23 protein-coding genes and 1 pseudogene are annotated in these 21,414 nt (G+C 64.1%); 11 read left to right on the plus strand and 13 right to left on the minus strand.

All coding sequences use genetic code 11. The features are described 5' to 3' along the window. Nucleotides 1-98: 98 nt before the first annotated feature. Complete coding sequence (locus E3O32_RS09725; protein ID WP_134509187.1) at nt 99-1,328, minus strand: FAD-binding domain-containing protein; 1,230 nt, start codon at nt 1,326-1,328, stop codon at nt 99-101. A gap of 1,072 nt (nt 1,329-2,400) precedes the next feature. On the opposite strand from E3O32_RS09725, the pseudogene E3O32_RS09730 reads away from it, so the two are divergent. Beyond that, nucleotides 2,401-2,565, plus strand: a pseudogene (locus tag E3O32_RS09730) (IS256 family transposase); the annotation flags it as partial. A 90-nt stretch (nt 2,566-2,655) separates the two neighbouring features. Here E3O32_RS09730 and E3O32_RS09735 read toward each other — a convergent pair. The 4 genes from E3O32_RS09735 to E3O32_RS09750 all read right to left on the minus strand — a co-directional run bounded on the left by E3O32_RS09735 (nt 2,656) and on the right by E3O32_RS09750 (nt 6,755). Beyond that, entirely contained in the window at nt 2,656-3,537 is an 882-nt protein-coding gene (locus tag E3O32_RS09735; protein WP_166790819.1) for a glycoside hydrolase family 43 protein, read from the minus strand. Nucleotides 3,538-3,637: 100 nt separating this feature from the next. Further along, nucleotides 3,638-4,495: a carbohydrate ABC transporter permease gene (locus tag E3O32_RS09740; RefSeq protein WP_134508998.1), complete on the minus strand. Its 858-nt coding sequence runs from the start codon at nt 4,493-4,495 to the stop codon at nt 3,638-3,640. 9 nt (nt 4,496-4,504) lie between these two features. Beyond that, nucleotides 4,505-5,437, minus strand: coding sequence for a carbohydrate ABC transporter permease (locus E3O32_RS09745; RefSeq protein WP_241974778.1), 933 nt, complete (start codon nt 5,435-5,437; stop codon nt 4,505-4,507). A 1-nt stretch (nt 5,438) separates the two neighbouring features. After that, entirely contained in the window at nt 5,439-6,755 is a 1,317-nt protein-coding gene (locus tag E3O32_RS09750) for an ABC transporter substrate-binding protein (protein ID WP_134509002.1), read from the minus strand. A 237-nt stretch (nt 6,756-6,992) separates the two neighbouring features. Here E3O32_RS09750 and E3O32_RS09755 point away from each other — a divergent pair, with 237 nt between their 5' ends. The 3 genes from E3O32_RS09755 (at nt 6,993) to E3O32_RS09765 (ending at nt 10,941) form a co-directional block, all read left to right on the plus strand. Beyond that, complete coding sequence (locus E3O32_RS09755) at nt 6,993-7,982, plus strand: LacI family DNA-binding transcriptional regulator (RefSeq protein WP_241974748.1); 990 nt, start codon at nt 6,993-6,995, stop codon at nt 7,980-7,982. A gap of 105 nt (nt 7,983-8,087) precedes the next feature. Beyond that, nucleotides 8,088-10,007 carry a glycoside hydrolase family 2 protein gene (locus tag E3O32_RS09760; protein WP_134509006.1) on the plus strand — a complete coding sequence of 640 codons (1,920 nt, stop codon included), beginning with the start codon at nt 8,088-8,090 and terminating at the stop codon, nt 10,005-10,007. A 4-nt stretch (nt 10,008-10,011) separates the two neighbouring features. Continuing rightward, on the plus strand, nt 10,012-10,941 hold the full coding sequence (locus E3O32_RS09765; RefSeq protein ID WP_174776502.1) for an aldose 1-epimerase family protein: 930 nt from the start codon (nt 10,012-10,014) through the stop codon (nt 10,939-10,941). A 24-nt stretch (nt 10,942-10,965) separates the two neighbouring features. On the opposite strand, the gene E3O32_RS09770 is transcribed toward E3O32_RS09765, so the two are convergent. From E3O32_RS09770 to E3O32_RS09780, 3 genes are all read right to left on the minus strand, one after another. Beyond that, complete coding sequence (locus E3O32_RS09770) at nt 10,966-12,249, minus strand: DUF6544 family protein (RefSeq protein ID WP_134509008.1); 1,284 nt, start codon at nt 12,247-12,249, stop codon at nt 10,966-10,968. Between the two features lie 69 nt (nt 12,250-12,318). Continuing rightward, nucleotides 12,319-12,819: a hypothetical protein gene (locus E3O32_RS17890; protein ID WP_420898106.1), complete on the minus strand. Its 501-nt coding sequence runs from the start codon at nt 12,817-12,819 to the stop codon at nt 12,319-12,321. Nucleotides 12,820-12,967: 148 nt separating this feature from the next. Further along, the gene (locus E3O32_RS09780; protein WP_134509010.1) at nt 12,968-13,591 is read right to left on the minus strand and encodes a TetR/AcrR family transcriptional regulator; all 624 of its coding nucleotides are present in this window, start codon (nt 13,589-13,591) and stop codon (nt 12,968-12,970) included. Nucleotides 13,592-13,781: 190 nt separating this feature from the next. Here E3O32_RS09780 and E3O32_RS17895 point away from each other — a divergent pair, with 190 nt between their 5' ends. Further along, a complete protein-coding gene (locus E3O32_RS17895) occupies nt 13,782-14,153 on the plus strand; it encodes a ribbon-helix-helix domain-containing protein (RefSeq protein ID WP_478213460.1) in 372 nt (123 codons plus the stop codon). After that, complete coding sequence (locus E3O32_RS09790; RefSeq protein WP_198417549.1) at nt 14,044-14,364, plus strand: type II toxin-antitoxin system RelE/ParE family toxin; 321 nt, start codon at nt 14,044-14,046, stop codon at nt 14,362-14,364. The genes E3O32_RS17895 and E3O32_RS09790 overlap by 110 nt, the downstream gene beginning before the upstream one ends. Before the next feature lie 267 nt (nt 14,365-14,631). Here E3O32_RS09790 and E3O32_RS09795 read toward each other — a convergent pair whose 3' ends face one another. Both E3O32_RS09795 and upp read right to left on the minus strand, forming a co-directional pair. Continuing rightward, nucleotides 14,632-15,336, minus strand: coding sequence for a winged helix-turn-helix domain-containing protein (locus E3O32_RS09795; protein ID WP_134509014.1), 705 nt, complete (start codon nt 15,334-15,336; stop codon nt 14,632-14,634). A gap of 489 nt (nt 15,337-15,825) precedes the next feature. Next, nucleotides 15,826-16,458: a uracil phosphoribosyltransferase gene (upp, locus tag E3O32_RS09800; RefSeq protein WP_134509016.1), complete on the minus strand. Its 633-nt coding sequence runs from the start codon at nt 16,456-16,458 to the stop codon at nt 15,826-15,828. Nucleotides 16,459-16,491: 33 nt separating this feature from the next. Between upp and tadA the strand changes: the two genes are divergently transcribed. Next, nucleotides 16,492-16,971: a tRNA adenosine(34) deaminase TadA gene (gene tadA, locus E3O32_RS09805; RefSeq protein ID WP_166790820.1), complete on the plus strand. Its 480-nt coding sequence runs from the start codon at nt 16,492-16,494 to the stop codon at nt 16,969-16,971. On the opposite strand, the gene E3O32_RS09810 is transcribed toward tadA, so the two are convergent. Then, a complete protein-coding gene (locus E3O32_RS09810) occupies nt 16,940-17,641 on the minus strand; it encodes a glutamine amidotransferase (protein ID WP_134509018.1) in 702 nt (233 codons plus the stop codon). The genes tadA and E3O32_RS09810 overlap by 32 nt on opposite strands. Next, entirely contained in the window at nt 17,638-18,600 is a 963-nt protein-coding gene (locus E3O32_RS09815; protein ID WP_134509020.1) for a cation diffusion facilitator family transporter, read from the minus strand. The genes E3O32_RS09810 and E3O32_RS09815 overlap by 4 nt, the downstream gene beginning before the upstream one ends. A gap of 86 nt (nt 18,601-18,686) precedes the next feature. Here E3O32_RS09815 and proC point away from each other — a divergent pair, with 86 nt between their 5' ends. The 4 genes from proC (at nt 18,687) to E3O32_RS09835 (ending at nt 20,598) form a co-directional block, all read left to right on the plus strand. After that, entirely contained in the window at nt 18,687-19,535 is an 849-nt protein-coding gene (gene proC, locus E3O32_RS09820; protein ID WP_134509022.1) for a pyrroline-5-carboxylate reductase, read from the plus strand. A gap of 141 nt (nt 19,536-19,676) precedes the next feature. Next, nucleotides 19,677-20,123, plus strand: a complete 447-nt coding sequence (locus tag E3O32_RS09825) for an ArsR/SmtB family transcription factor (protein ID WP_134509024.1) — start codon at nt 19,677-19,679, stop codon at nt 20,121-20,123. Nucleotides 20,124-20,213: 90 nt separating this feature from the next. After that, nucleotides 20,214-20,405: a helix-turn-helix domain-containing protein gene (locus tag E3O32_RS09830; protein WP_134509026.1), complete on the plus strand. Its 192-nt coding sequence runs from the start codon at nt 20,214-20,216 to the stop codon at nt 20,403-20,405. Nucleotides 20,406-20,499: 94 nt separating this feature from the next. Then, entirely contained in the window at nt 20,500-20,598 is a 99-nt protein-coding gene (locus E3O32_RS09835) for a 30S ribosomal protein bS22 (protein WP_003792170.1), read from the plus strand. 63 nt (nt 20,599-20,661) lie between these two features. On the opposite strand, the gene E3O32_RS09840 is transcribed toward E3O32_RS09835, so the two are convergent. Beyond that, complete coding sequence (locus tag E3O32_RS09840; RefSeq protein WP_134509028.1) at nt 20,662-21,384, minus strand: HAD family hydrolase; 723 nt, start codon at nt 21,382-21,384, stop codon at nt 20,662-20,664. Between the last annotated feature and the right edge of the window lie 30 nt (nt 21,385-21,414).

Consider the following 21,414-nt stretch of genomic DNA (forward strand, 5'->3'; position numbering starts at 1 on the left):
CGTTCACGGTGAGGTGATCAGCGTCTTCTGTCGGGGGTGGCGTAGGTTACCCGTGTGTCCGGCGGGCCCCCTGACACCCCCGATGGCGCTGTGGATGGTTAGGTATTGTCCCGGCTTGACAGACCCTGCTGGTGGAGCAGCCCGGGAATGCGCGCACGGAAGGGGAAGAATCCCCGCGCCGCATGCGGCCAGGCGAGGCTGTCCCAGCGCCGCCGAACGGTCAGGAACGCCACTGCCTCGGAGGCGAGCGCGGCGTCGAGCGCCAGCATCCTTTCCTGAACTGGGCCCACCGAAGCGTAAGGCACGACGACGGCATCGAGACGTTCGGACGCCGCCCACTCGAGCACCGTGGCGGGGAGGACGTTGGGCAGTATTCGCGCCGGGCTGTTGAGGGCGCGCGACGCCCGCACGACACCATCCTCGAGAGCTGACGCCGTGAATCGACGGACCACGTCCGAGGCGCCCGCGAGCGACCGTGCGTCAGGATCAGCGGCCCCTGCGATGGCGACGAGTCCGCTGGTCGCATCGAGCCAGGGATGCTCGGCGCAGAGGCTCGCCGCGTCCAGATCCTCTTCGTGGAGCAGAAGCCCCACACGGCCCTGCACCGGGGCGGATGCTGCAGGTGGAATCGCTTCCGGCGACGGCATGGGCTCCTCGACGAGCGCCCGGGCCGATGTCGCGAGTCCCGACGGCGAGAACCGGCCGTCGGTGTACCGGGAGATATTTGCTGCCGTCGCGAGGTAGGTTTTGCCTGGGGTCTGGAGCCCGGCGACCCACCGCCAGGAGAGCGTGTTGGAGGCGGCATCCCCGTCGAGAAGGTGGCGGTAGAAGAAGTCCGCGCCCAACTGCCACGGCAGGCCGAGGGTGAAGATCCAGATGCTCGCAAACCACATCCGGGTGTGGTTGTGCAGGTACCCGGTGTCGACGAGCTCGTGCACCCAGGCGTCCATCGCGTCGATGCCGGTGCGCCCGGCGATGGCTTCGTCGTAGGTGGCCGATGGGTAGTCGCCCGTGAGCCTCTGATCTGCCAGGTCACGACGATACCGCCGCCACACGTCGGGACGCTGCTCGAGCCATCCCTTCCAGTACGTGCGCCAGAACACCTCCTGTACGAACTTCTCGCACGAACCGAGCGGATGCCGCTCGAGCACGGCCGAGACGACCTCCCGCTCGGTCAGAAGCCGGTGGCGGAGGTACGGCGAGAGCCCTGACACATTGTCGCGGGCGGGACCGGTGTCATGGTTGCGGTCGCGCGCGTAGTCTTTCCCCGCGCGGGGCAGGAAATCGGCGAGGGACTCAAGGCCAGCCGCGCGGGTGGGAATGAACACTCGTCCATCATGCACGATGACGATCGTGTCGACGTCGGCCTCCGGCCGTGAGCGGGGACTATCCCGCTGCCCAGCTCGCGTCGTACTGCGGAACTGCTGGGGCAGGCCATGAATATCACGATCATTTCGCTCGCCTCACGGCGCCGGCTGATTTTCTTTGAGGGGGAGACTGCTGGTTGAGTACACAAAGAAGTGGTTGTCCATCGGAGAACCGGCGGCCAAATTCAGTCGATCGCTGACGCCTTCCATGTGCCCGGGCTGCGCCTCAGCAACAAGGTACAGGGCACTTTCCGAGGTGGCCTTTCCCCGTTTCGGTGAGAGGTTAAGTCTCTGGTGAGAGGTGGATTACTCACGATATGGGGCGGCCACATTCGTGGAGGAAGTCCAAGGTCCGTGGCTTCGGCTGCTCTGGCCGCGATGTCGCCCTCGGGGAAGGCAACTTCGACGTGAGTTCGGCGCCACGTTACGCCCTTGAGGCTGAGGACAATCTGGAATCTTCGAGGTTTGACGCGGCGCGAGGTGGTCTCGATGACCGACACGGTGGAGCGAGTGAGGGTGATGTCGCCCCACGGCTCGGCCAACGCGCCATCGAGGGCGTGGAGAAATTCGTCGAGTTTCCCACGGAAGAGGGTATCCACGTCTTTCGTTGCGCGGCTGGCCAGTCCAATTTTGTGTTCCAGGTCGTAGACGCGAGAACCCACCCCGTCCGTGAGCCGGTTCGGCCGGTAATTTTCTAGGCATCCTGAACCCACCGGTTGAGCATCGAGGCGTTTGAGGGCCGTCTGTCCTTCTCGGGAAGATCACTCAACGGATTCCCGGTCACGCCCGGTTCTCTAATGTCCGGACCAGACTGGAGTGCTGTTCGTCGGTATCCCGCCCGAGGGCTCGGGCGTTGCGGAGGGCTTGTTACTGCTCGATGGCGATGTCCCACAGCCGGTCCTGGACGCTGTTTTCAGTCCCTCCCCGGAAGTGTCAAAATTAGAGCACTTTCGGGATAGTTTTGGCGAGGGCACTCTGGCTGGCGCGGTTGGGACGCTTGGTCTCGATTGCCGGGCTGATCGCCGAAGGCACCGTGTCTCCGTCTCAGATCGCGTCCGCTGAAGCGATCAAGGAGTTCCGCGACAGCGGTGCTCTGGACGGACTGTTCGCGAAGATCGACGCCGGCGATATTCAACTCACCGGTGAGGGCGGGTTCGCGCCCGGCTTGATCGAGGCGGCTCTGGAGCTTGGGGCGCAGGTTACTCAGGCCTGTGCGTCGTGATGAGGAGTGCCATGTCAGCCGCGGGAGCGGCCTGGGAAAGAGAATTGGTTCGCGTGGATTTCGCAGCTATGGAATCTCGATCACCGGGTGGCCATTGGCCCAGTTCATTTTTACAGCGTTCATTCCGCGGTAGATAAGTGAGTCGTTCCATGAATGAAAAATGAGGCTGTCAGTGTCGTTCTTTGATTGAACGACATCTTGGCCGCCAGGGCCGGAGTACCCGTTCTTCGAGAGGGTAGTTGAGAGCAGGGGTGCGTCGTGCTTTGTGTACGGCCCCAGCACGGATGAGGCGGTTGCGTATCCGATTTTGTATTCGCCGGCCGAGTAGTCGTTCGCGGAGTACAGGAGTGCGTAGGAGCCGTCGTGGCGGATGAGGGTGGGGGCTTCGACGACCTGGCCTTCCCACGGAAGGGTCTGTTTGAGGAGTTTGGTCGGTGTCGAGGTGAGGTGGGCGCCATCGGGTGAGACCTTGGCGATTTGAAGCCAGGTGTCGAGGCCACAGCAGTTTCCGTCGTTCTTCCAGAGTAAGTAGCGCGTGCCGTCTGCGTCGAGGAACGACGCGGGATCGATCGCGCCGCCCTCGTCGGCAGGACAGACGAGAGGGATGTCACCGACCGGAGTGAAGGGTCCGTCGGGCGAGGAAGACGTTGCGGCGCCGATGCATTGGGCTGCCGGGTCGACGCTCGCTGCGACGTAGTACATGACGAATTGATTCGGCCCCACTTGGGAAACGTCCGGCGCCCAAGTTTTTCCGGTCGTGGCCCAGGCTGGCAGTTCGGGAAGCGCGTCCGTTTGTGAGACAGTCCAGTGTTCGAGATCGGAGGACGTCGCGACTTGGACGTTCGCTGCGGCGGAATTGGTGGCGTACGCGAAGAAGGAGTCGGGTGTCGTCAGCACGTCCGGGTCGGCGAAGTCCTGATCGATGAGGAAGTGGCCGGCCTCGGGCAACGGGCTGTTCCCTTGTCCAGCGAATGACCCGCCATTAGCGCAGCCGACAAGTAGAAGTACTGCTGCAACGGAGGACAGAGATAGGCCTGCCGTGCGAACGCTAACCCTTGACACCGGAACTTGCCACGCTTTCGACGATTTGGCGCTGGGCGAGGGTGAAGAGGATGAGAACGGGGACGGAAGCGATCACGGCGCCGGCCATGATGATGCCGTAGTGGGTGGAATAGGCGCCCTGAAGGATTGAGAGCCCAGGTTGCAAGGTGAGGTTCTCTGGGCTCAGGAGCACATAGATCGGCCAGAGGAAGTCGTTCCAATTCCCGAGAAAGCTCAGCACGGCGAGCGTGGCCAACGCAGGTTTCGATAGGGGCAGCACGATTTGGAGGAAGATCCTGAAATCGCCAGCCCCGTCGACGCGGGCGGCTTCTTCGATCTCGCTGGGGAGACCGAGAAAGAACTGGCGCAGGAAGAAGATGCCGAATGCGCCCGCTGCGCCGGGTACGGTCACGGCCAGGATGGTGTCCAGCCAGCCGAGGTTTTGAACAATGAGGTAGTTCGGAATCAGGAAGATGACGGGGGGTACCAGAAGTGTGCTGACAATTGCACCGAAGACGACTCGTTTCCCCCAGAAGTCGAGCCGTGCCAGGGCGTAGGCGCCCGCTGACGCGGTAATCAAGATGATCATCGTCTGCAGGGTCGCCGCGGCCATGCTGTTGAGGAACCACCGGAATATCGGTTGCTGTCCGGACGCGAGGGTTTTGTAGGCCTCGAGGGTGAAGGGGCTGGGGAAGGGATTGGCAGGGGAGCTGATCGCATCGAAGTCCGTCTTGAAACTGGTCAGGAGCATCCAGACCAGAGGAACCACAATGGTCAACGCGATGAGCACGAGGGCCGTGTAGAGAAGCACCCGCGGAGAGGCCCTTCTGAGCCGACTCCGTCGGTCGATATTCGTTGCAGTCATGGGGACTCCTCAGTTCGACTTTTCTCGTTGCAGCCGGAAGTTGATGACACTGATCACGGCGAGGAACGCAAACAGGACATAGCTCATGGCCGAAGCTGCACCCATCTGATTCTGCGAGAGACCCTGGTCAGCGATGTACATGATGGCTGTGCGGGTCTGATTGCCCGGACCGCCCTTGGTGAGAAGGTACGACTGTCCGAACATGTTGGCGGAGGCCAGGATGGTGACGGTGGTGACGAACATCATCACCGGGCGAAGGCCAGGCAGGGTGACGTTCGTGAATTTCTTCCACACGCCGGCGCCGTCCATGGAGGCCGCGTCGTAGAGTTCCGGGCTGATGCCTTTGAGGCCGGCGAGCAGGATGACCGTGTTGAATCCGAGCGTCCACCAGACGGTGACACCGACCAGCGAGATCCAGGCCCAGGGCACATCCACGGTCCACGGCGTGTTGTCCGGGAGGCCGAAGGCGCCGAGAACGTGGTTGACCACGCCTACTTGCGGGTCGAGGAGGTACTTCCAGATGACGCCGATCACGGCGACCCCGAGTACGTAGGGGGCGAAGAAGATGGCGCGGAAGACTGTCCCGCCCTTGATCTTCTGGTTCAGCAGCGAGGCAACCGCGAGTGGGATGACGAGGAGTAGGGGAACGCTGGCGACGGTGAAGATCCCGGTTGCGCTCATGCTCGCCCAGAAATCTCCGGAGGTCAGGGATCCAGGGGTGAACAGCTGGATGTAGTTGTCCAAACCGACGAAAGGCTGGTTGGGCAGGAGCGGGTTCCAATTATGGAGGCTGATCCAGAGGCCGTATACGGCGGGTGCGAGAACGAAGACGCCGAAGAGCACGAGGAAGGGAGCGAGGAAGACGTAGGCGATTCCGGTGCGCCTGTTGCCCCCCGCCCTGCGGAGCCGAGGGCTCCGCAGGGCGGGGACGATCGGGGCCAGATTAGCCACCGTACTGGGCTTTGTTCTGCTTGAGCAGCTGGTCTGCCTTGGCGGCAGCGTCATCCAGCGCCTCTTTCGGCGTCTTCTTGCCGAGGACCGCTTCGTTGACCGCGGTCGTGATAGTCGCCATCGCGTTGCTGATGCCAGGTGCTGACGTTTCGTAGTGCGCGTAGGGCAGCTCGTCTAGGAACGGCTTCAGGTTCGGATACTTCTCCAGGAGCGCCGGATCGTTTCGCACCTTGTTGTTGGCGGGAAGTTCTCCTGTTTCGGCCCAACCGCTCGAGTGTTCGTTCATCCACTTCACGAAGGTCGCGGCAGCAGCGGTCTTGTTCTTGTCCTGGCCCTTGTTGTTCATGAACATCCAGTGCGTGGAACTCGACCACACAGCCTTCTCAGTGCCGATCTGGGGCACAGCCGTGGCCGTCCAATCGACCTTGTCCAGCGCGGTGTTCGTGGTCTGCCAGACACCGTTCCAGTTGAAGGCGGTCTTGCTGGACACCAGGGCGTTGATGTTTCCATCCTGGGCAACGTTCTCGGGGCTGTAACCGGCCTTGATGACGTCGGTCATGTGCGTTAGCGCCTGGACACCCGCGTCGGAGTTGAACGTGGCCTTGGTCACGCCATCGTTGAAGAGGTCGCCGCCGAACTGCCAGAGCAGGGACTCGAATTCGAACGTGCCGGTGAAGACGTACCCGTCGACCCACTCGCCCTGAACGCCCGCGGTCTTGAGCGCGGCAAGCGCCTTCATGTAGCTGTGTTTGTCGGTGGGGATGTTGGCGGGATCCAGGCCAGCCGCCTTCAAAACATCATTGTTGACGTAAAGACCCATCGGAGTCACGCTCCACGGGATTCCGTACTGGGTTCCGCCGTAGTTGCCGGCGTCCATGAGGCCGTCCGGGAAGTCGGACGCCTGGTATCCGAGGGATTTGACGATGTCATCGCCCTTGAGGAGCAGGCCCTGGGCTGCGTATGTGGCGATGTCATCACCGTGTGCGACGGCGACGTCAGGCCCCTTGCCGGCTTTCACAGCGAGAGGCATCTTGGCGGCGATATCGCCCCACTGGAGCGGGTTGTTCTTGACGACGATGTTCTTGTGCTCTTTGTTGAACTGGTCGACCAGCTTGGGGACGAGGACGGGAGCGGCGCCACCTGTCCAACCATTCCAGAAGCTGATCGTGACTGCGGGGCCTGAGTAATCGGCTCCGCTGACGCCGGCCGTTTGCGGTGCCCCGCTTCCGCTACTGCACGCGGCCAAGGCAACGCTGGCGCCCAGAGCGACCGCGACCGCGAGCCCGCGTCGGACAGATTGTTTCTTCATTTCCCGTGCTCTCCTTTGAGTGATGCCGCCAGGCCGTGGCCGGCGAGTTGGATGTCCCCGTTCGATCGTTAACCACTCGAGCGGCTCAGGGAAAAATTTACAGCGCTGTAAGTCTGATTGTCAAGTGTTTCGAGAAGCGCCGCATCTGGGCTGATCCGTGGATAGAGTCATCCCGAGGGTCCGGTCCAGATGGTCCGGGCCCGGCCGGAAGCAGGGAGGGACGTGAGCGTGGTTCGAATGGAAGACGTGGCCAAGCTGGCCGGCGTATCGATGAAAAGCGTCTCCAATGTCATTCACAATTACGCCCACGTGAGTGTCGGTATGCGCACGCGTGTGCAGCAGGCCATCGATGAACTTGGGTACCGTCCCAACGTGTTGGGCCGCCGCCTGGTGACAGGGCGCACGGGGATGTTGACGCTGGCGTTTAGCGATGTGAGCTTGCCCTACTTCTCCGAACTCGCGCGGGTTGTGTCGAGTGAGGCCGGGCGACGTGGGTATCGACTCTTGCTGGAGCAAACGGATGGCACTCTCGAGGGTGAGAGGGCCGTGGTCTCGTCCAGCGAATCTGGCCTCGTAGATGGGGTGATTTTCCAGCCATCGATCATGTCGACAATCGAGATCGCGCAGCATCGCCAGGACGATCCTCTGGTTCTGTTGGGCGAAGGGGCTGCCCCTCTAAGCGTTGACCACGTAATGATCGACAACACGGGGGCCGCAGAGGATGCCACCTCGCATTTGATTTCCTCAGGGCGGAGGCGGATCGGATTCGTAGGTCAAGAGGATATCAAGCAGTCCGCCACATCCAGTCAGCGCCTAATTGGGTACCAGCAGGCGCTCGAGCGGGCCGGGATCAGAGTTGACTCGTCACTTCTCATGGCCAGTCATGCCATAAGTTCCCAAGATGCGGCGGTGGCAGTGAGTCGCGCGCTCGACCGGGGCGTGAAATTCGACGGTCTGGTGTGTCGGGATGACCTTGCGGCAATCGGCGCACTCCGAGCTCTTCAGGAACGTGGGCTCTCAGTTCCCGGAGATGTGGCCGTCATTGGATGGGACAACATCGCGATGGCCGCGTGCACCTACCCGAGTCTCTCCACGGTGGCACCCGACACCAAGCAGCTCGCTGTTGTGGCCCTCGACATGCTGGAGGAGCGCATCGCGGGGTATGCGGGACTGGGCCGACATCGGCTGGTGGATTATGCTCTCGTTCTTCGGGAGAGTGCTCCCTGATCAGATAGCCATTCTCGCGCCGCGGGATCCGGCACGACTGCCATTGACCAAAAAAAGTCCGGACACATGTTTACAGCGCTGTAAAAATGTTGCAAACTTGCGGACATGGACAACACCGTCGATTCGAGCCGCCCGAGCATCTTCCCCGCCAGCGAACAGGACGGTTCGTATCCGCGGCCGCAGCTCATGCGTCCTGTCTGGGCTGACCTGTCAGGGGAGTGGGGCTTCCGTTTCGACGACAACGACGAGGGGCTGGCGGAAGGGTGGCAGTTCAACCCGGTCTTCGACCGCCGGATCATAGTTCCCTTCCCACCGGAGTCGCCGGCGTCGGGTATCCACGACACGGGCTTTCACTCGGTGGTTTGGTACCACTGTGAAATCGGGATCGATGACCTGAAAGAAGCCGGACTTGGGTCGCAGGGCGAGCGGCTCATCATCCACTTTGGTGCGGTCGACTATCGCTGCAACGTGTGGCTCAACGGCATCCTTCTTGGCGAACATGAAGGTGGTCACACGCCGTTCAGCTTCGACGCCACTGCGGCGCTGACAAAGGATCGGCTCACTCAATCCCTGGTCGTGCGGGCCGAGGATCTGCCCGGTGACGTTGCACAACCCCGGGGGAAGCAGGACTGGGAGCGGGACCCGCACGTTATCTGGTATCACCGGACAACGGGAATTTGGCAGCCCGTCTGGCTGGAGGCTGTCCCAAGAGTAGCGGTCGAAACCCTGAGCTGGCATCCTGACCTGGCTACAAGCACGGTGAAGGTGGCGGTCACCTTCAACCGTCTACCTAGGCCCGGCACGGTTCTCAAAGTGGACCTGACCTATAAAGGCGTAACGATCGGCGACCTCGCCATATCGGCCAACAGGACTCGCGTGGAAGGCACCATCTCACTCGCCAGGCAGACCAACGGCCAAGACTACGAGCAGCTTCTCTGGAGTCCCGAGACTCCGCGGCTGGTCGACGCTACCGTCACACTCTCCGATGGCGCGGGGGCTCGCGTCGATGCCGTGGGCTCGTACCTCGGTCTACGCTCCGTTGCCGTCGAAGGGGGACACTTCCTCCTGAACGACCGGCCATACTATCTCCGATCTGTGCTGAACCAAGGCTATTGGCCGGAATCGCACCTGGCGAGTCCCTCGGCGGACGCCCTGCGCGCGGAGGCGCAGCTCATCAAGGATTTAGGTTTCAACGCCACGCGAGTGCACCAGAAGATTGAGGATCCGCGCTTCCTGTACTGGACGGACCGGCTCGGCCTCCTGGTTTGGACCGAGATGCCCAGTGTCTTCGAGTTCTCCAGGACAGCAATCCGTCGAGTGACTGCGGAATGGACCGAGATCATCACTCGAGACATCTCACACCCGAGCATTGTGACGTGGGTCCCTCTCAACGAGAGCTGGGGCGTCCAGCACATCGCACATGACAACGCGATCCAAAACTACTCCCGGGCACTCTTCCACCTCACGAAGGCCCTCGACAGCTCCCGCCCGGTCGTCTCCAATGACGGATGGGAACACCTCGACTCGGACATCTGGTCGATTCATGACTACGAGGCAAGCGGACCTGTCCTCCGCGAGCGGTACGCAGACGCAGAATCAGCACGAAAACTGTTCGAGGGCATGGGCCCGAGCGGCCGTCGCCTGCGACTCTCCGAGGAACCGGACCGTGGCCAGCCGATCATGCTGACAGAATTTGGGGGCATCAAGTTCCAAACGGACTCGGAGTCGCTGGATGACGCGTGGGGCTACTCCACTGCGCAGTCAGCCGCTGAATTCCAAGCACAATTCCGCACGATTCTCGAAGCCGTCCACGCCAGCACAATCCTTGCCGGCTACTGCTACACCCAGCTCACCGACACCCTGCAGGAAGCAAACGGGCTAGTGACCCCTGACCGCACGCCCAAGCTCCCCCTCGATGTTCTGCGCGCGATCATCACCGGAATCGACGCACCCCTCGATCAGAAGTACACCCTCGAATCCCACGACAGAATCGCGGATCCGGATCCGACCTTTGCGCCCGCCTAACTCCATGTTGCGCACGCCGCTGTCAGGAACCCAATTCGTTCTCGCGGCTCACGGCTACACCGCATCGATCGCGAGCATCGGCGCGAGCATCCGATCACTCCAATACCACGGACGGAACCTCATCGTGCCGTTCGAGGCTAACCAGGTGCGACCCTTTTTCCGCGGCGCCATTCTCGCACCGTGGCCGAACCGAGTCGTCGACGGAAGGTACACATTTGGTGGCGTAGAGCAACAACTCAGCATCACCGAGCCATCCAGGGGACACGCCCTTCATGGACTCGTGTCCTGGCTGAACTTCGAGGCTGTTAAACAGGCGTCCAATCGGCTCATCCTTTCGGCAACCATTGAGGCGCAACCTGGATATCCCCACAAGGTGACGGTGGAGATCGAATTCGCCCTTGACGTAACGGGCCTACAAACGACAGTGACGGCACTGAATGTTGGACCAAACGCGGCCCCCTTTGGCGCAGCTCCACACCCCTACCTTGTCGCCGGTGAGGGCCGCGTCAACGATTGGATGCTCGAACTCCCAGCCCATCGAATCCTTACCGTGACTCCTGGCCGGCTCATTCCCCTTCGCCTGCGTGACATCAATTCTGGAGATCTTGCTGCCCTTGATTTTCGCAGGCCTCGGGCGATCGATGACACCCTTATTGACCAGGCCTTCACTGGCATCGACCGGGACAAGGAAGGCACGGCGACCGTTCGAGTGACGACGAACGCGGGTAGTGGTGTGGCGCTGAGCTGGGGCAGCGAATGCCCTTGGGTTCAGGTGCACACCGCTGATCAAAGCGAACGCTCCATTGACAGAATTGGACTAGCCGTGGAGCCGATGACCTGTCCGCCGGATGCTTTCAACTCTGGAGTGAACCTGCAGGTCCTTGAGCCGGCAGGTTCAACACGTGCCTCCTGGACGATTCGAGCAATTGACTGACTGTGGCCCGTCCAGCGGTTCCAGTTACCCTTTGGGGCGAGCGAACACGTTGCGCAACGAGACCCGTTTGGTGTATTCGACCGACCTTCGAGCTCGGGCTGGTGCGCCGCCCGCTGTGGCGTAGGGGGTGTAGGTGATGGTGTCGAGGTTGTATTCGAAGTAGACGAATTTGTCCAGTGGGGCTGCGGGATGCCAACGGCCTTCCCCGCGCGTGGCGAGGCGCCGAGTGCCGAAGGAACGATAGTCGCTCAGGGGTGTCGACCAGGGTTGAGGGGTCAAGGTCGAGCCGTCCGAAGAGGTGCTCATCCGATCGTCGGAGATAAAGTCGACGAGATCGCCATCGCAGAAGGTCAGGTCGGCGGTCACAGTATGCGCACCGTTGGTGAAAACACCGCGGACATGGCTGTCGTCGAGGGGCTGCCAGTCGATGGGTGCGTCAATGAACGCCGCGGGGGCGAGGATGCAGAGGTCGTTGAAAAGTGTCACGGTTTCGGCCCGGTCCATTTTCGGCCCCGCGGCGTTCGCCATCGGCAGCACCGAGCACAGCTTGACGCGCATGGTGGCGGTGCGCCCGACGAGGACGTGGAGGACGTCGACCGGCAGGCCGAACATTGTGGCGTCCATCCAGAACAACCGGGTCGGCGCGGGCCCGTAGGTATTGACCTGCTCGCCGGTGTAGGTCATCCACCGCGACGTCGCATTGGCACGTATTCGGCCGTGAATATGGGCGCGCAACGAGGACACCCGGGGTTGACCGACTGCCCCGGAGCGACGGACGTGCTCGGCGACCAGCCCAGGAAGGTGAGCCAGGTCGGCTTCGGTCACGACCACGCCTGAACGCGGTTGGACTTCGCTGAGCGCGGCCTGCACCTGACGCCGATACTCGGCACGGTAACTCGTTGGACCGTGGGACACGAAGGTGTAGGCCAGAGCGGCCAACAGCAGAAGGTTTGCCAGTGTGCCTGTCTGGGCGTCGCTCCATGAGGTCAGGATTGCGGTCTGCGAGATCAGGACGCCGATAGTGCCGGCGACCCACCACAAGCGATTGCGGGCTGCGAGCAGCACCCCGGTCGTTACGACCACGACGGCGGCGAGCAGCCAGAACAGGCCGAGCGCAGGTTCAATCGGCTCGGTAAGAGCCTCCACCTCCGCCCAGCCGAACCCTTTGACTGCGCCGAGCAGATGGATGAGACCGTGCCCGACAAGCACGACAACGACGAACCACCGCATGAAGGTTCTCATCGGGGTCGCGTCCCGAAGCTGGCGAGGGAAATAGTTTTCGACGCGGTCCGTGCGCGTGGCTGACATGGTGTGTGCCTTCGTTTTCGTGGGGCTGGGTTGAGTTGGGTTGGGTTGGGTCGGTCTGGTGGTGGTGACTCAGTCGGATGAGACGGCGTCGAGAACGGGCAGTCGGGCGGCACGGGATGATGATGGCCACAATGCGGCCAACACGCCGACGACGACAGGCAGGATGAGCATGCCGGCGAGCTGCGCCCAGGGAATGGCCAGCGTGGTCCAGCCGACCCCGTTGAACACGGTCGGCATCACTGAGGCAACGGCAACGGCAACGGCAACGCCAACGCCAAGAACAAGGCCGACGACGGTCGACAGCTCGCTGGGGCGATGCTGTAGACGTGACTCCAGCCCCACTGCGGCCACGACCCTATCGAAGTGCGCACGATCGACCGGCCTGCGGGCGATGTCCAGCGGCAACGTGATGCTCTCCGCCGCAGTGAACGCAGGAACCAGTTTGAAGGATTGGAAGATGAACCCCAGCCGGGTGCGGCGAAGCTTCGTCAGTTGGCGCTGGTTCATCCGGCCGACGTCGGCTGTCGCGGAGCGAATCTGGAGGGGTTTCGTGGTCGGGTAGTTGGTCATGTGTTGTCCTGGCGGAAGATGCTATGGGTTGAAGAGTGATCGTGCGGTGAGCGCGTTCGACTTGCGCGGGCGCTGTGGAGCGCAGGCCCGTTAGAACCGCGCGGTCACCTGAAGGCGCAAAGCAACGGGAGGTGCCGACGTACGGGTGTTAGCTGGGAGCGGTTTTGTAAGGGGCGAGGACAAGGTTGACGCCCGCGCGTGCGTAGCCGGCCGCGATGGGCTCTCCCGTGATCAGAAAGCTGAAATACAGGGGGCCAACGAGCGCATTGAGCACAAAGTCGACATCCGTATCGACGGAGAGCTCGCCGGAGGCGATTCCGCGCGCGATCGCCGCACGCCAGTGCCGCAGGTTTGGCTTGATGATCAGATTGCGGTAGCTGGCGGCGAGCACCGGATCGGCGGCCATCTCGGCCACCAGACCAGGCAGCACGCGGCCGAGAGGCGTCCGGGTCAGGACATCGATCAGCTGGTCGGTCAGGGCCACTAAGTCGTCGGCGGCGCTGCCGGAATCGTTATCCTTGCCAGGGCGCATTTGGGTCACCATCGCCTCGACGACGAGCTGGGACTTTTGCGACCACCGCCGGTAGATGGCTGGCTTACTCACCCCCGCCCGCCGGGCGACCTCTGCCACCGTTACACGGACATAGCCGACCTCGGAGAGCAACGCAATCGTTGCCCGCAAGATGGCCTGATCCATGTCTGGGTCGCGGGGGCGCCCGATGTCGCTGCCGCGGCCACCGGTGCGGCGCGGCGCCATCAGCGACTCGGACATCAAAACCAACTCCCTATTACGTAATTGTTAGTAACGTAACAGAGCTGGCCAGGATACGCAACTAGTAGTAACGGAACTGTGCGTAATGATTACGCAGGTGAGTGGCCTCACCAGAATTTCTCGCCGATTTCACTTCCGAAGCGCACCGTGTATCGGATCGGATTTAGTCCTACTAAAGCGGGGAGCAACCATGCGCACAACACGGCAGCTGAGCATTACCCTTCCGAACGAGATGGCCGACGCGCTACGTCAGCGAGTGAGTTCGGGCGCGTACGCGAGTGAGAGCGAAGTCATCCGAGATGGATTGCGCACCTTGTTCGCCCGAGACCAGGTGCTCGAGTCCTGGCTTCGCGAGGAGGTTGTCAGTGCCTATGACGCGCTCGCGGCTGATTCCTCCGCCGTGGTCGGCGTCGACGACGTGCGCGGCTTTCGGCGAAGCACGCCGAACAGCAGTGACCCACGACGGGGTCGTCTTCCGGCGGGAAGCACTTCACCAACTCGAGGATGTCTACGATTTCATCGCCGACGCAGGGTCTGCTGCCACCGCGGCGGGCTTCGCTGAATCGATCGTCATTTTCTGTGAAGGCCTGTCCGACTTCCCGTACCGCGGTGTGGCGAGGGTGGACCTCCACCCCGGGTTGAGAACGATCGGCTTTCGGAAGCGCGTCGTGATCGCCTATTCCATCCTCAATGAGACCGTGGCCATCATCGGAATTTTCTCCGGCGGTCGCGACCACGAACAGATTCTCCGCGACACCAACGAACTCGACTGACCACAATGCGATCGGTGGCCCCGCTCTCAATGGCGAGCAAGTCCTGAGCCATCGCTCGGACGGATTCGCGTCCCGGTGACGGTTCCGCAAAAGAGTTCGGGAGTGGGGAGGGGTGACACTGAACCCAGTAGCATCAGCGCAGGGGGAAAGTTGACGATTCACGACGTTCTTATGCGTCTGAGGCGGGACAAGGGAACCCAGGGTGATTCCAACCGCAAGCACGGAACTCGTCCCCAACGTCATCCCCATCGCCCGTGGCGCAGGCTCCTAGAAGACGTCGGGGCTCGGGGTGCTCGACTGGCGGATCGACACGTCGGCGTGCCGGTCGAACCGGTAGCCCACGCCGCGCACGGTGCGCACGATGTCCTCGTAGCGGCCCAGCTTGGCGCGCAGGCGGCGCACGTGCACGTCGATCGTGCGCTCGTTCGGTGCGTCTTCCTCGTCGGCGGCGTTCCAGAGCGAAGAGATGAGCTCTGCCCGCTCGATGGTGCGGCCTTCTCGCAGCACGAGGTACTGCAGCAACTCGAATTCCTTGTAGGTGAGGGCCGCGGTCTCGCTGTCGAGGATGACCCGCTTGCGGGAGATGTCGACGACGACGCCGCCCGGCGCCCGGTCGGGGTCCTCGGCCTCGTTGCGGTGCCTGGCCAGGGCGGCCGGGTCCTGCAGGGCCAGCCGCACGACGTCCACATCGCGTCCGCCGGCGCCCGCCGGTGCCAGGGCGACCGCGGCGTGGGTCTCGGCATCCGGTGCCAGCTCATGGGTCAATGCCTTGAGCGCTTCGACAATGCGGCCGAGGCTGGTCCCGGCCGCGGCCGCCTTCGCCTCGTCGATGCCGACGTAGAGTACGAACCCGCGGGCCTGGGTGCCGTCCGGAACGGCACGGATGCGGGGGGCGGCGGGGGCCTGGTCGAGTGCCTGCTCGAGGCGGGCGGCCTGAGCTGAGCGGGCGGTGTCAATGTGTGCAAGCGACATGGGAGGAATCCTTGGTGTGATGATGCGGGGGAACCATCGCGAGAGGCGATTCATGGTTCGGCGAGGCGTGGCCGGTGCGGCCCGGGGCGAAGTCGGGGAAGAGCGGGAGTTCAACCTGGCGCTGGTGCAGTGGCGGGAACTCGGCGATGGTTCGCGGTTAGCGGGACATTCGGCAACACGCGGAGCAGCTGCCGGGCATCATCATGCCGGCAGTCCCGGGAGCCTCGAAGGAGGTCAGGGGGCGTGCGCTCGTTGTCATAGTTGCGAGTAAAGCCCACTGTTACGGCGTGTGTCAATTCTGTGACCCCGGGTGACGCGGTGTGACGCGCACCACGTTCGCCGGGGCCGGGACGGATCGGAGGATCCGTGATCGATCACGAAACCGCAAAAGATTCCGTGTCGAATCGCTATTCAATCAAAGATTCGTGAATCGCGGGGCCTGCGGCGTGTTGTTCGTCGCAGGTCCTGCGGTCATGGAGGGGCGGTGGATCAGACCAGCCCGTAGAGACGGTCGCCGGCGTCGCCGAGGCCGGGCACGATGTAGCCGTGCTCGTCGAGCCGTTCGTCGACCGCTCCGAGCACGATGGTGACCTCACGGCCGGCCATCGCCTTCTCCACGGCGGCGAGCCCTTCCGGGGCGGCGAGGATGCAGATCGCCGTGACATCCACCGCGCCGCGGTCGAAGAGGAACTGGATCGCGGCGATCAGCGAACCGCCGGTGGCGAGCATCGGGTCGAGCACGAAGCACTGGCGGTCGGACAGGTCGTCGGGCAGGCGCTCGGCGTAGGTCGTCGGCTCGAGGGTTTCCTCGTTGCGGGCCATGCCCAGGAAACCGACCTCCGCGGTCGGGAGGAGCTTGACCATGCCCTCGAGCATGCCGAGCCCGGCCCGGAGGATGGGGACCACGAGGGGCTTAGGGTCACTGATCTGCACGCCGCGGGCCTCGGCCACCGGCGTCTGCACGGTGACCTGCTCGACGCGCACGCCGCGGGTGCCCTCGTAGGCGAGGAGCGTCATCAGCTCCTCGACCAGGGAGCGGAAGAGCGGCGACGGGGTGCGCTTGTCCCGGAGAACCGTGAGTTTGTGGGTGATCAGGGGGTGGTCGGCTACGTGGACTCGCATAGGCTCAATCTACTAGTCGGGGGAGGCATCCGGATGGGCGAGCAGGATCGTCGGCACCGCGAGTGGATGCTGCTTGCCCTCGCGGAGGCGCGCGCGGCCCTGGCAACCGGGGATGTCCCGGTCGGCGCGGTGGTCCTCGACGCGGGCGGCGCGGTGATCGGCCGGGGCCGCAATGAGCGTGAGCTGCATCAGGACCCGACCGCCCACGCCGAGATCGTCGCCATCCGCGAGGCCGCCGCGTCCCTCGGTGACTGGCACCTGACCGGGTGCACCCTCGTGGTCACCCTCGAGCCGTGCGTGATGTGCGCGGGTGCGATCGTGGCGGCCCGCGTGCCGGTGGTGGTCTTCGGGGCCTGGGATGAGAAGGCCGGGGCGTCCGGGTCGATCTACGACGTGCTGCGGGACCGCAGGCTCAACCACCGGGTGGAGGTCTTCGCCGAGGTGGATGCCGCGGAGTGCGGCATCCTGCTCCGAGACTTCTTCAGCGATCCAGCCCGGCGAGCCATTCGCTGAACATGGCCCGGGAGGCGCCCTGCATGCCCTCCGAGTAGCGTTCACGCTCCAGGCGGAGGCCTGCCGGGTCGAACCCTTCTGCGGCCACCTCGGCCTCGGAGGCGGCGAGCCAGACCTCGTGCATCTCCTCGGTGACCTCGGGATGGAATTGCACCGCGAGGGCCCAGTTCCCGATGGAGAACGCCTCGTTGCCGTACTGCGGCGACCCGGCCAGCCGGGTGACGCCCTCCGGCAGGTCGAACGTGTCGCTGTGCCACTGGAACACGGGCACTCCGGCGATGTGCCGCACCGGGGAATCGGCGCCGGCCTCGGTCGGTTCCACGGAGCGGTAGCCGATCTCATTGGTCGGTCCCCGGTAGACCGTGGCGCCGAGCGCGGTCGCCATCAGCTGGGCGCCCAGGCAGACCCCGAAGACCGGCCGGCCGGCCGTGAGCCGGGATTCGAGGAGGGCGATCTCGTCGAGCAGGGCCGGGAACCGGTCGGCCTCGTAGACGCCCATCTCCCCGCCGAGCACCACGACGAGGTCGGCGGCGTGGGGGTCGAGGACTCTCACGTCCTCCCGCATGGTGTCCACGTAGCGCACGTCGTAGCCGTGTTCGAGCAGCACCGGTTCGAGATTGCCGAGGTGGATCGTGTCGTCGTGGCGGAGCACGATCGCGATGCGGCTCATTCGCTGCCCTTGATGACGATCGCGTCGGTGGGCAGTTCGCGGTGGCCCGGGTCGATGAACACGTCGGGCTCGAGGTAGATCGTGCGGGCGATCGGCACGGCCTCGCGGATCCGGGCCTCGACGGCGTCGATACCGGCGGCCACGTCCGAGAACCGGGTCTCGGCGTCGAAGGCGACCTTGGCGGCGACGAGCAGCTCGTCCGGACCCAGGTAGAGCGTCTTCAGGTGGATGATCCGGCGGGTCTCAGGGCCGGAGAGGATGGCGTGTTCGATCTTCGCGGCATCCGTGCGCCCGGCGCCTTCGCCGACCAGGAGGCTCTTGGTCTCGACGCCGAGCACGATCGCGACGAGCACGAGAAGCACGCCGATGAAGAGGGTGCCGATGGCGTCCCAGATCGGCTCGCCGGTGATGATGGTCAGTCCGACGCCGAGGAAGGCGAAGACGAGCCCGGCCAGGGCCGCGACGTCTTCGAGCAGCACGACCGGCAGCTCGGGCGCCTTGGCGTGCCGCACGAACTGCACCCAGGTCTGCTCTCCGCGCAGGAGGTTCGATTCCTTCATGGCCGTGCGCAGGGAGAACGATTCGAGGCCCATGGCGACCAGGAGCACCACGATCGGCAGCCACGGCACCTCGAGCGGGTGGGGGTTCTGCAGCTTCTGCACGCCCTCGTAGAGCGAGAACACGCCGCCGATGGAGAAGAGGATGATCGACACGACGAACGCGTAGACGTAGCGTTCCCGGCCGTACCCGAACGGATGCGCCGTGTCGGCGTCCTTGCGCGACTTGCGGCCGCCGCGCAGCAGTAGCAACTGGTTTCCCGAGTCGGCGAGCGAGTGCACGCCCTCGGCGAGCATCGAGGAGGAGCCGGAGAAGGCCCACGCGATGAACTTCGTCACGGCGATGCCCAGGTTGGCCGCCAGGGCGGCCACGATTGCTTTGTTTCCGCCGGATGCGCTCATGCAGTAATCCTAGAACGACGGGCACAGCCGGTGCGCCGGCCACCGCGCACGGTGACCGGACAGGACGGCGAAACTAGACTCCCTCCATGACTACGACTGCGTCCACCACGCTCCCCACCATCGCGTTCCTGGGCGCCGGATCGATGGCCAGGGCCGTCCTGACCGGCCTGCTGAACCCGAACGTCACCGTGGAGGGCGGCATCCGTGCCACCAACCGAACCGCGGCGAAGGCGGCCGAGCTGGCCGGCATCGACGGCGTGACCGCCTTCGCCACGGCGGAGGACCCCGAGGCCAACCTCAAGGCGGTGGCCGGCGCCCGCATCGTGATCGTGGCAGTGAAGCCGGCGATGGTGCCCGACCTGCTCACCGAGATCGCCGGCAGCCTCGAGCCGGGAACGCTTGTGGTGAGCGTCGCCGCCGGCGTCACGATCGCCACCTTCGAATCGCTGCTGCCCGAGTCGGTGGCAGTCATCCGTTCGATGCCGAACACGCCGGCGCTCGTCGGCAAGGCGGTCACCGGGCTCAGCGCCGGCACTCGCTCCAGCGCCACCGACCTCGACCTCGCGACCACCCTGTTCGGCACCGTCGGCGACGTTCTCGTCGTGCCGGAGGGCAAACTCGACGCGCTCAGCACCATATCCGGCTCCGGCCCGGCCTACGTCTTCTACCTGATCGAGCAGCTCACCGCCACGGCGGTCGCCAAAGGCTTCAGCCCGGAGGAGGCGGCCGTGATGGTCAACGGCACCTTCCTCGGCGCCTGCACCCTGCTGGCGGGCTCCGACCAGTCGCCGGCCGAGCTCCGCCGCCAGGTCACCAGCCCGAGCGGCACCACCGAGCGCGCCGTCTGGGAGCTGGAAAAAGGCGGCCTCAAGGAGCTCTTCGACCGGGCAACGGATGCCGCACTCGCCCGCGCCCGCGAACTCGCCGGCCACTAGGAGTCGGGTACCTCCGCCCTCCCGCTGAGTTGCGGGGAAAGCACCTTCCGCTGGCCCGGGAAGGTGTTTTGTCCGCACCTCGGCGTTGGCCGGCGACCCGCCGTCATGGTATCCCCCTGCGGGAATGACTAGCCTTGGGGCATGGCAGACATCTTCGGCGTGGTGGCGGACTCGACCCGACGCGAAATACTACGCATTCTCCTCGAGCGATACAACCAGTCGAACACGGCCGGTGGCGAGCTCAGCGTGTCGGACATCGTCGACAAGCTGGGGCTGAGCCAGCCGACCGTCTCCAAGCACCTCAAGGTGCTCCGCGAGGCCGGTCTGGTCGGCGTGCGCGAAGCCGGCCAGCACCGCTACTACCACCTGGACTACGCGCCCCTCGAGGAGATCGAGGACTGGCTGATCCCGTTCCTCAGCGTCGACTTCGACGCGTCGGCCGAGGAGGCCGCCGAGGAGACCGAGGGGCTGAAGGAGGAGCAGCGGGCGTTCGCCGCGGCAATCGGGAAGGCCTTCGCCGACACGTCATTCCAGATGGCGCATGCGGTGAAAGACGCCAAGCCGCGAAAATGGCGCAAAAACGACTAGACGTTCGTTCCGGGTAACCTCTAGAGTTTTCATCTAGCACGTGGGTAACGTCCGTCACAGGACCGGTCCACGCTCGTGAGGAGAACCCGAATGCAAGATCTCTCTGACGTACGCTTCCTGACCGTCGCCGAGGTGGCCGAGATGATGCGCGTGTCCAAGATGACCGTCTACCGGCTCGTACACTCCGGAGAACTGCCAGCGATCCGGTTCGGCCGGTCTTTCCGGGTGCCGGAATCGGCTGTTTCCGCGGTGATTCAGCGCCCGATTGCGGACACCGCGTAAGGGCCCGTTCTTTTTCCGGTAGAATGGTGTTTTCGTGTCGGCCGCGAATCTCGTGGCGAAACCAAATCTTGTAACCAAATCTTGTGAGGTCCGTGTGGGTTCTGTAATTAAGAAGCGACGCAAGCGTATGGCGAAGAAGAAGCACCGCAAGCTGCTTCGGAAGACCCGTCACCAGCGTCGCAATAAGAAGTAGGTCGGTTCCGGACCGTTTGGTCCTGAAGCGCCGGTTCCAGGCGTGAGCGTTAGGTCTTCGGACCTAGCGCTTTTTGCTTGCCCGCGCGGCCGCGGTGATGCTGCCGCGTTTGAGTCGCATGATCGGCCAGTGGCGCGCCGTCGCGTAGCGGTGGAGTGTCGCATCCGGATTCACGGCGACGGGATTGCCGACGAGGTCGAGCAACGGAATGTCGTTGTGCGAATCGGAGTAGGCCCAGCATCCCGTGAGGTCGGCGTCGCTGCGAACGGCCTGCCCGCGCGCCGCCTCGGCCTTCTGGTCTCCGTGGCACACGCCATCGATCAGGCGACCGGTGAACACTCCCTCGACGGTCTCGAGCACCGTGCCGAGAGCGCCGGTGAAGCCGAGCCGCTCGGCGATCACATCGGCGACCTCCTGGGCGGTGGCTGAGACCAGCCAGACCTCGCGACCGGCCTCCAGGTGCGCCCGGGCCACGGCGACGGTCTCGGGCCAGAGCAGGCGGATGAGGCGGGCGTCGAAGATCTCCCGGCTCAGCTCGATCAGCTCGGCGCGGTTGTGGCCGACGACGACCTCGAGGGCGCGCTCCCGCACACTGGCCAGGTGCACCCGGTTCTCACCCACCGCGATGAACCTCGCCTGCTTCCAGGCGAACGAGCTGATGTCGCGGCCGGTGATCAGCCGGCGTCGCCAGGCGCCGATACCGAGGTGGTACAGGCTCGCTCCGCGCATGAGCGTGTTGTCGACATCGAAGAAGGCGATGGAGCGGGCGGCGTTGGCGTCAGGCATGTGCGCCTGAGTCTAGTTGCGCGCGCCCGG

The organism is Cryobacterium mannosilyticum (assembly GCF_004402705.1).
GTDB lineage: Bacteria > Actinomycetota > Actinomycetes > Actinomycetales > Microbacteriaceae > Cryobacterium > Cryobacterium mannosilyticum.

Bases quoted from the DNA above. Each gene is read 5' to 3' on its own strand.
- E3O32_RS09740 (WP_134508998.1), bottom strand. From the start codon at position 4,495: ATGACTGCAACGAATATCGACCGACGGAGTCGGCTCAGAAGGGCCTCT.
- E3O32_RS09750 (WP_134509002.1), bottom strand. From the start codon at position 6,755: ATGAAGAAACAATCTGTCCGACGCGGGCTCGCGGTCGCGGTCGCTCTG.
- E3O32_RS09755 (WP_241974748.1), top strand. From the start codon at position 6,993: ATGGAAGACGTGGCCAAGCTGGCCGGCGTATCGATGAAAAGCGTCTCC.
- E3O32_RS09760 (WP_134509006.1), top strand. From the start codon at position 8,088: ATGGACAACACCGTCGATTCGAGCCGCCCGAGCATCTTCCCCGCCAGC.
- E3O32_RS09765 (WP_174776502.1), top strand. From the start codon at position 10,012: ATGTTGCGCACGCCGCTGTCAGGAACCCAATTCGTTCTCGCGGCTCAC.
- E3O32_RS09770 (WP_134509008.1), bottom strand. From the start codon at position 12,249: ATGTCAGCCACGCGCACGGACCGCGTCGAAAACTATTTCCCTCGCCAG.
- E3O32_RS17890 (WP_420898106.1), bottom strand. From the start codon at position 12,819: ATGACCAACTACCCGACCACGAAACCCCTCCAGATTCGCTCCGCGACA.
- E3O32_RS09780 (WP_134509010.1), bottom strand. From the start codon at position 13,591: ATGTCCGAGTCGCTGATGGCGCCGCGCCGCACCGGTGGCCGCGGCAGC.
- E3O32_RS17895 (WP_478213460.1), top strand. From the start codon at position 13,782: ATGCGCACAACACGGCAGCTGAGCATTACCCTTCCGAACGAGATGGCC.
- E3O32_RS09795 (WP_134509014.1), bottom strand. From the start codon at position 15,336: ATGTCGCTTGCACACATTGACACCGCCCGCTCAGCTCAGGCCGCCCGC.
- upp (WP_134509016.1), bottom strand. From the start codon at position 16,458: ATGCGAGTCCACGTAGCCGACCACCCCCTGATCACCCACAAACTCACG.
- tadA (WP_166790820.1), top strand. From the start codon at position 16,492: ATGGGCGAGCAGGATCGTCGGCACCGCGAGTGGATGCTGCTTGCCCTC.
- E3O32_RS09810 (WP_134509018.1), bottom strand. From the start codon at position 17,641: ATGAGCCGCATCGCGATCGTGCTCCGCCACGACGACACGATCCACCTC.
- E3O32_RS09815 (WP_134509020.1), bottom strand. From the start codon at position 18,600: ATGAGCGCATCCGGCGGAAACAAAGCAATCGTGGCCGCCCTGGCGGCC.
- proC (WP_134509022.1), top strand. From the start codon at position 18,687: ATGACTACGACTGCGTCCACCACGCTCCCCACCATCGCGTTCCTGGGC.
- E3O32_RS09825 (WP_134509024.1), top strand. From the start codon at position 19,677: ATGGCAGACATCTTCGGCGTGGTGGCGGACTCGACCCGACGCGAAATA.
- E3O32_RS09830 (WP_134509026.1), top strand. From the start codon at position 20,214: ATGCAAGATCTCTCTGACGTACGCTTCCTGACCGTCGCCGAGGTGGCC.
- E3O32_RS09840 (WP_134509028.1), bottom strand. From the start codon at position 21,384: ATGCCTGACGCCAACGCCGCCCGCTCCATCGCCTTCTTCGATGTCGAC.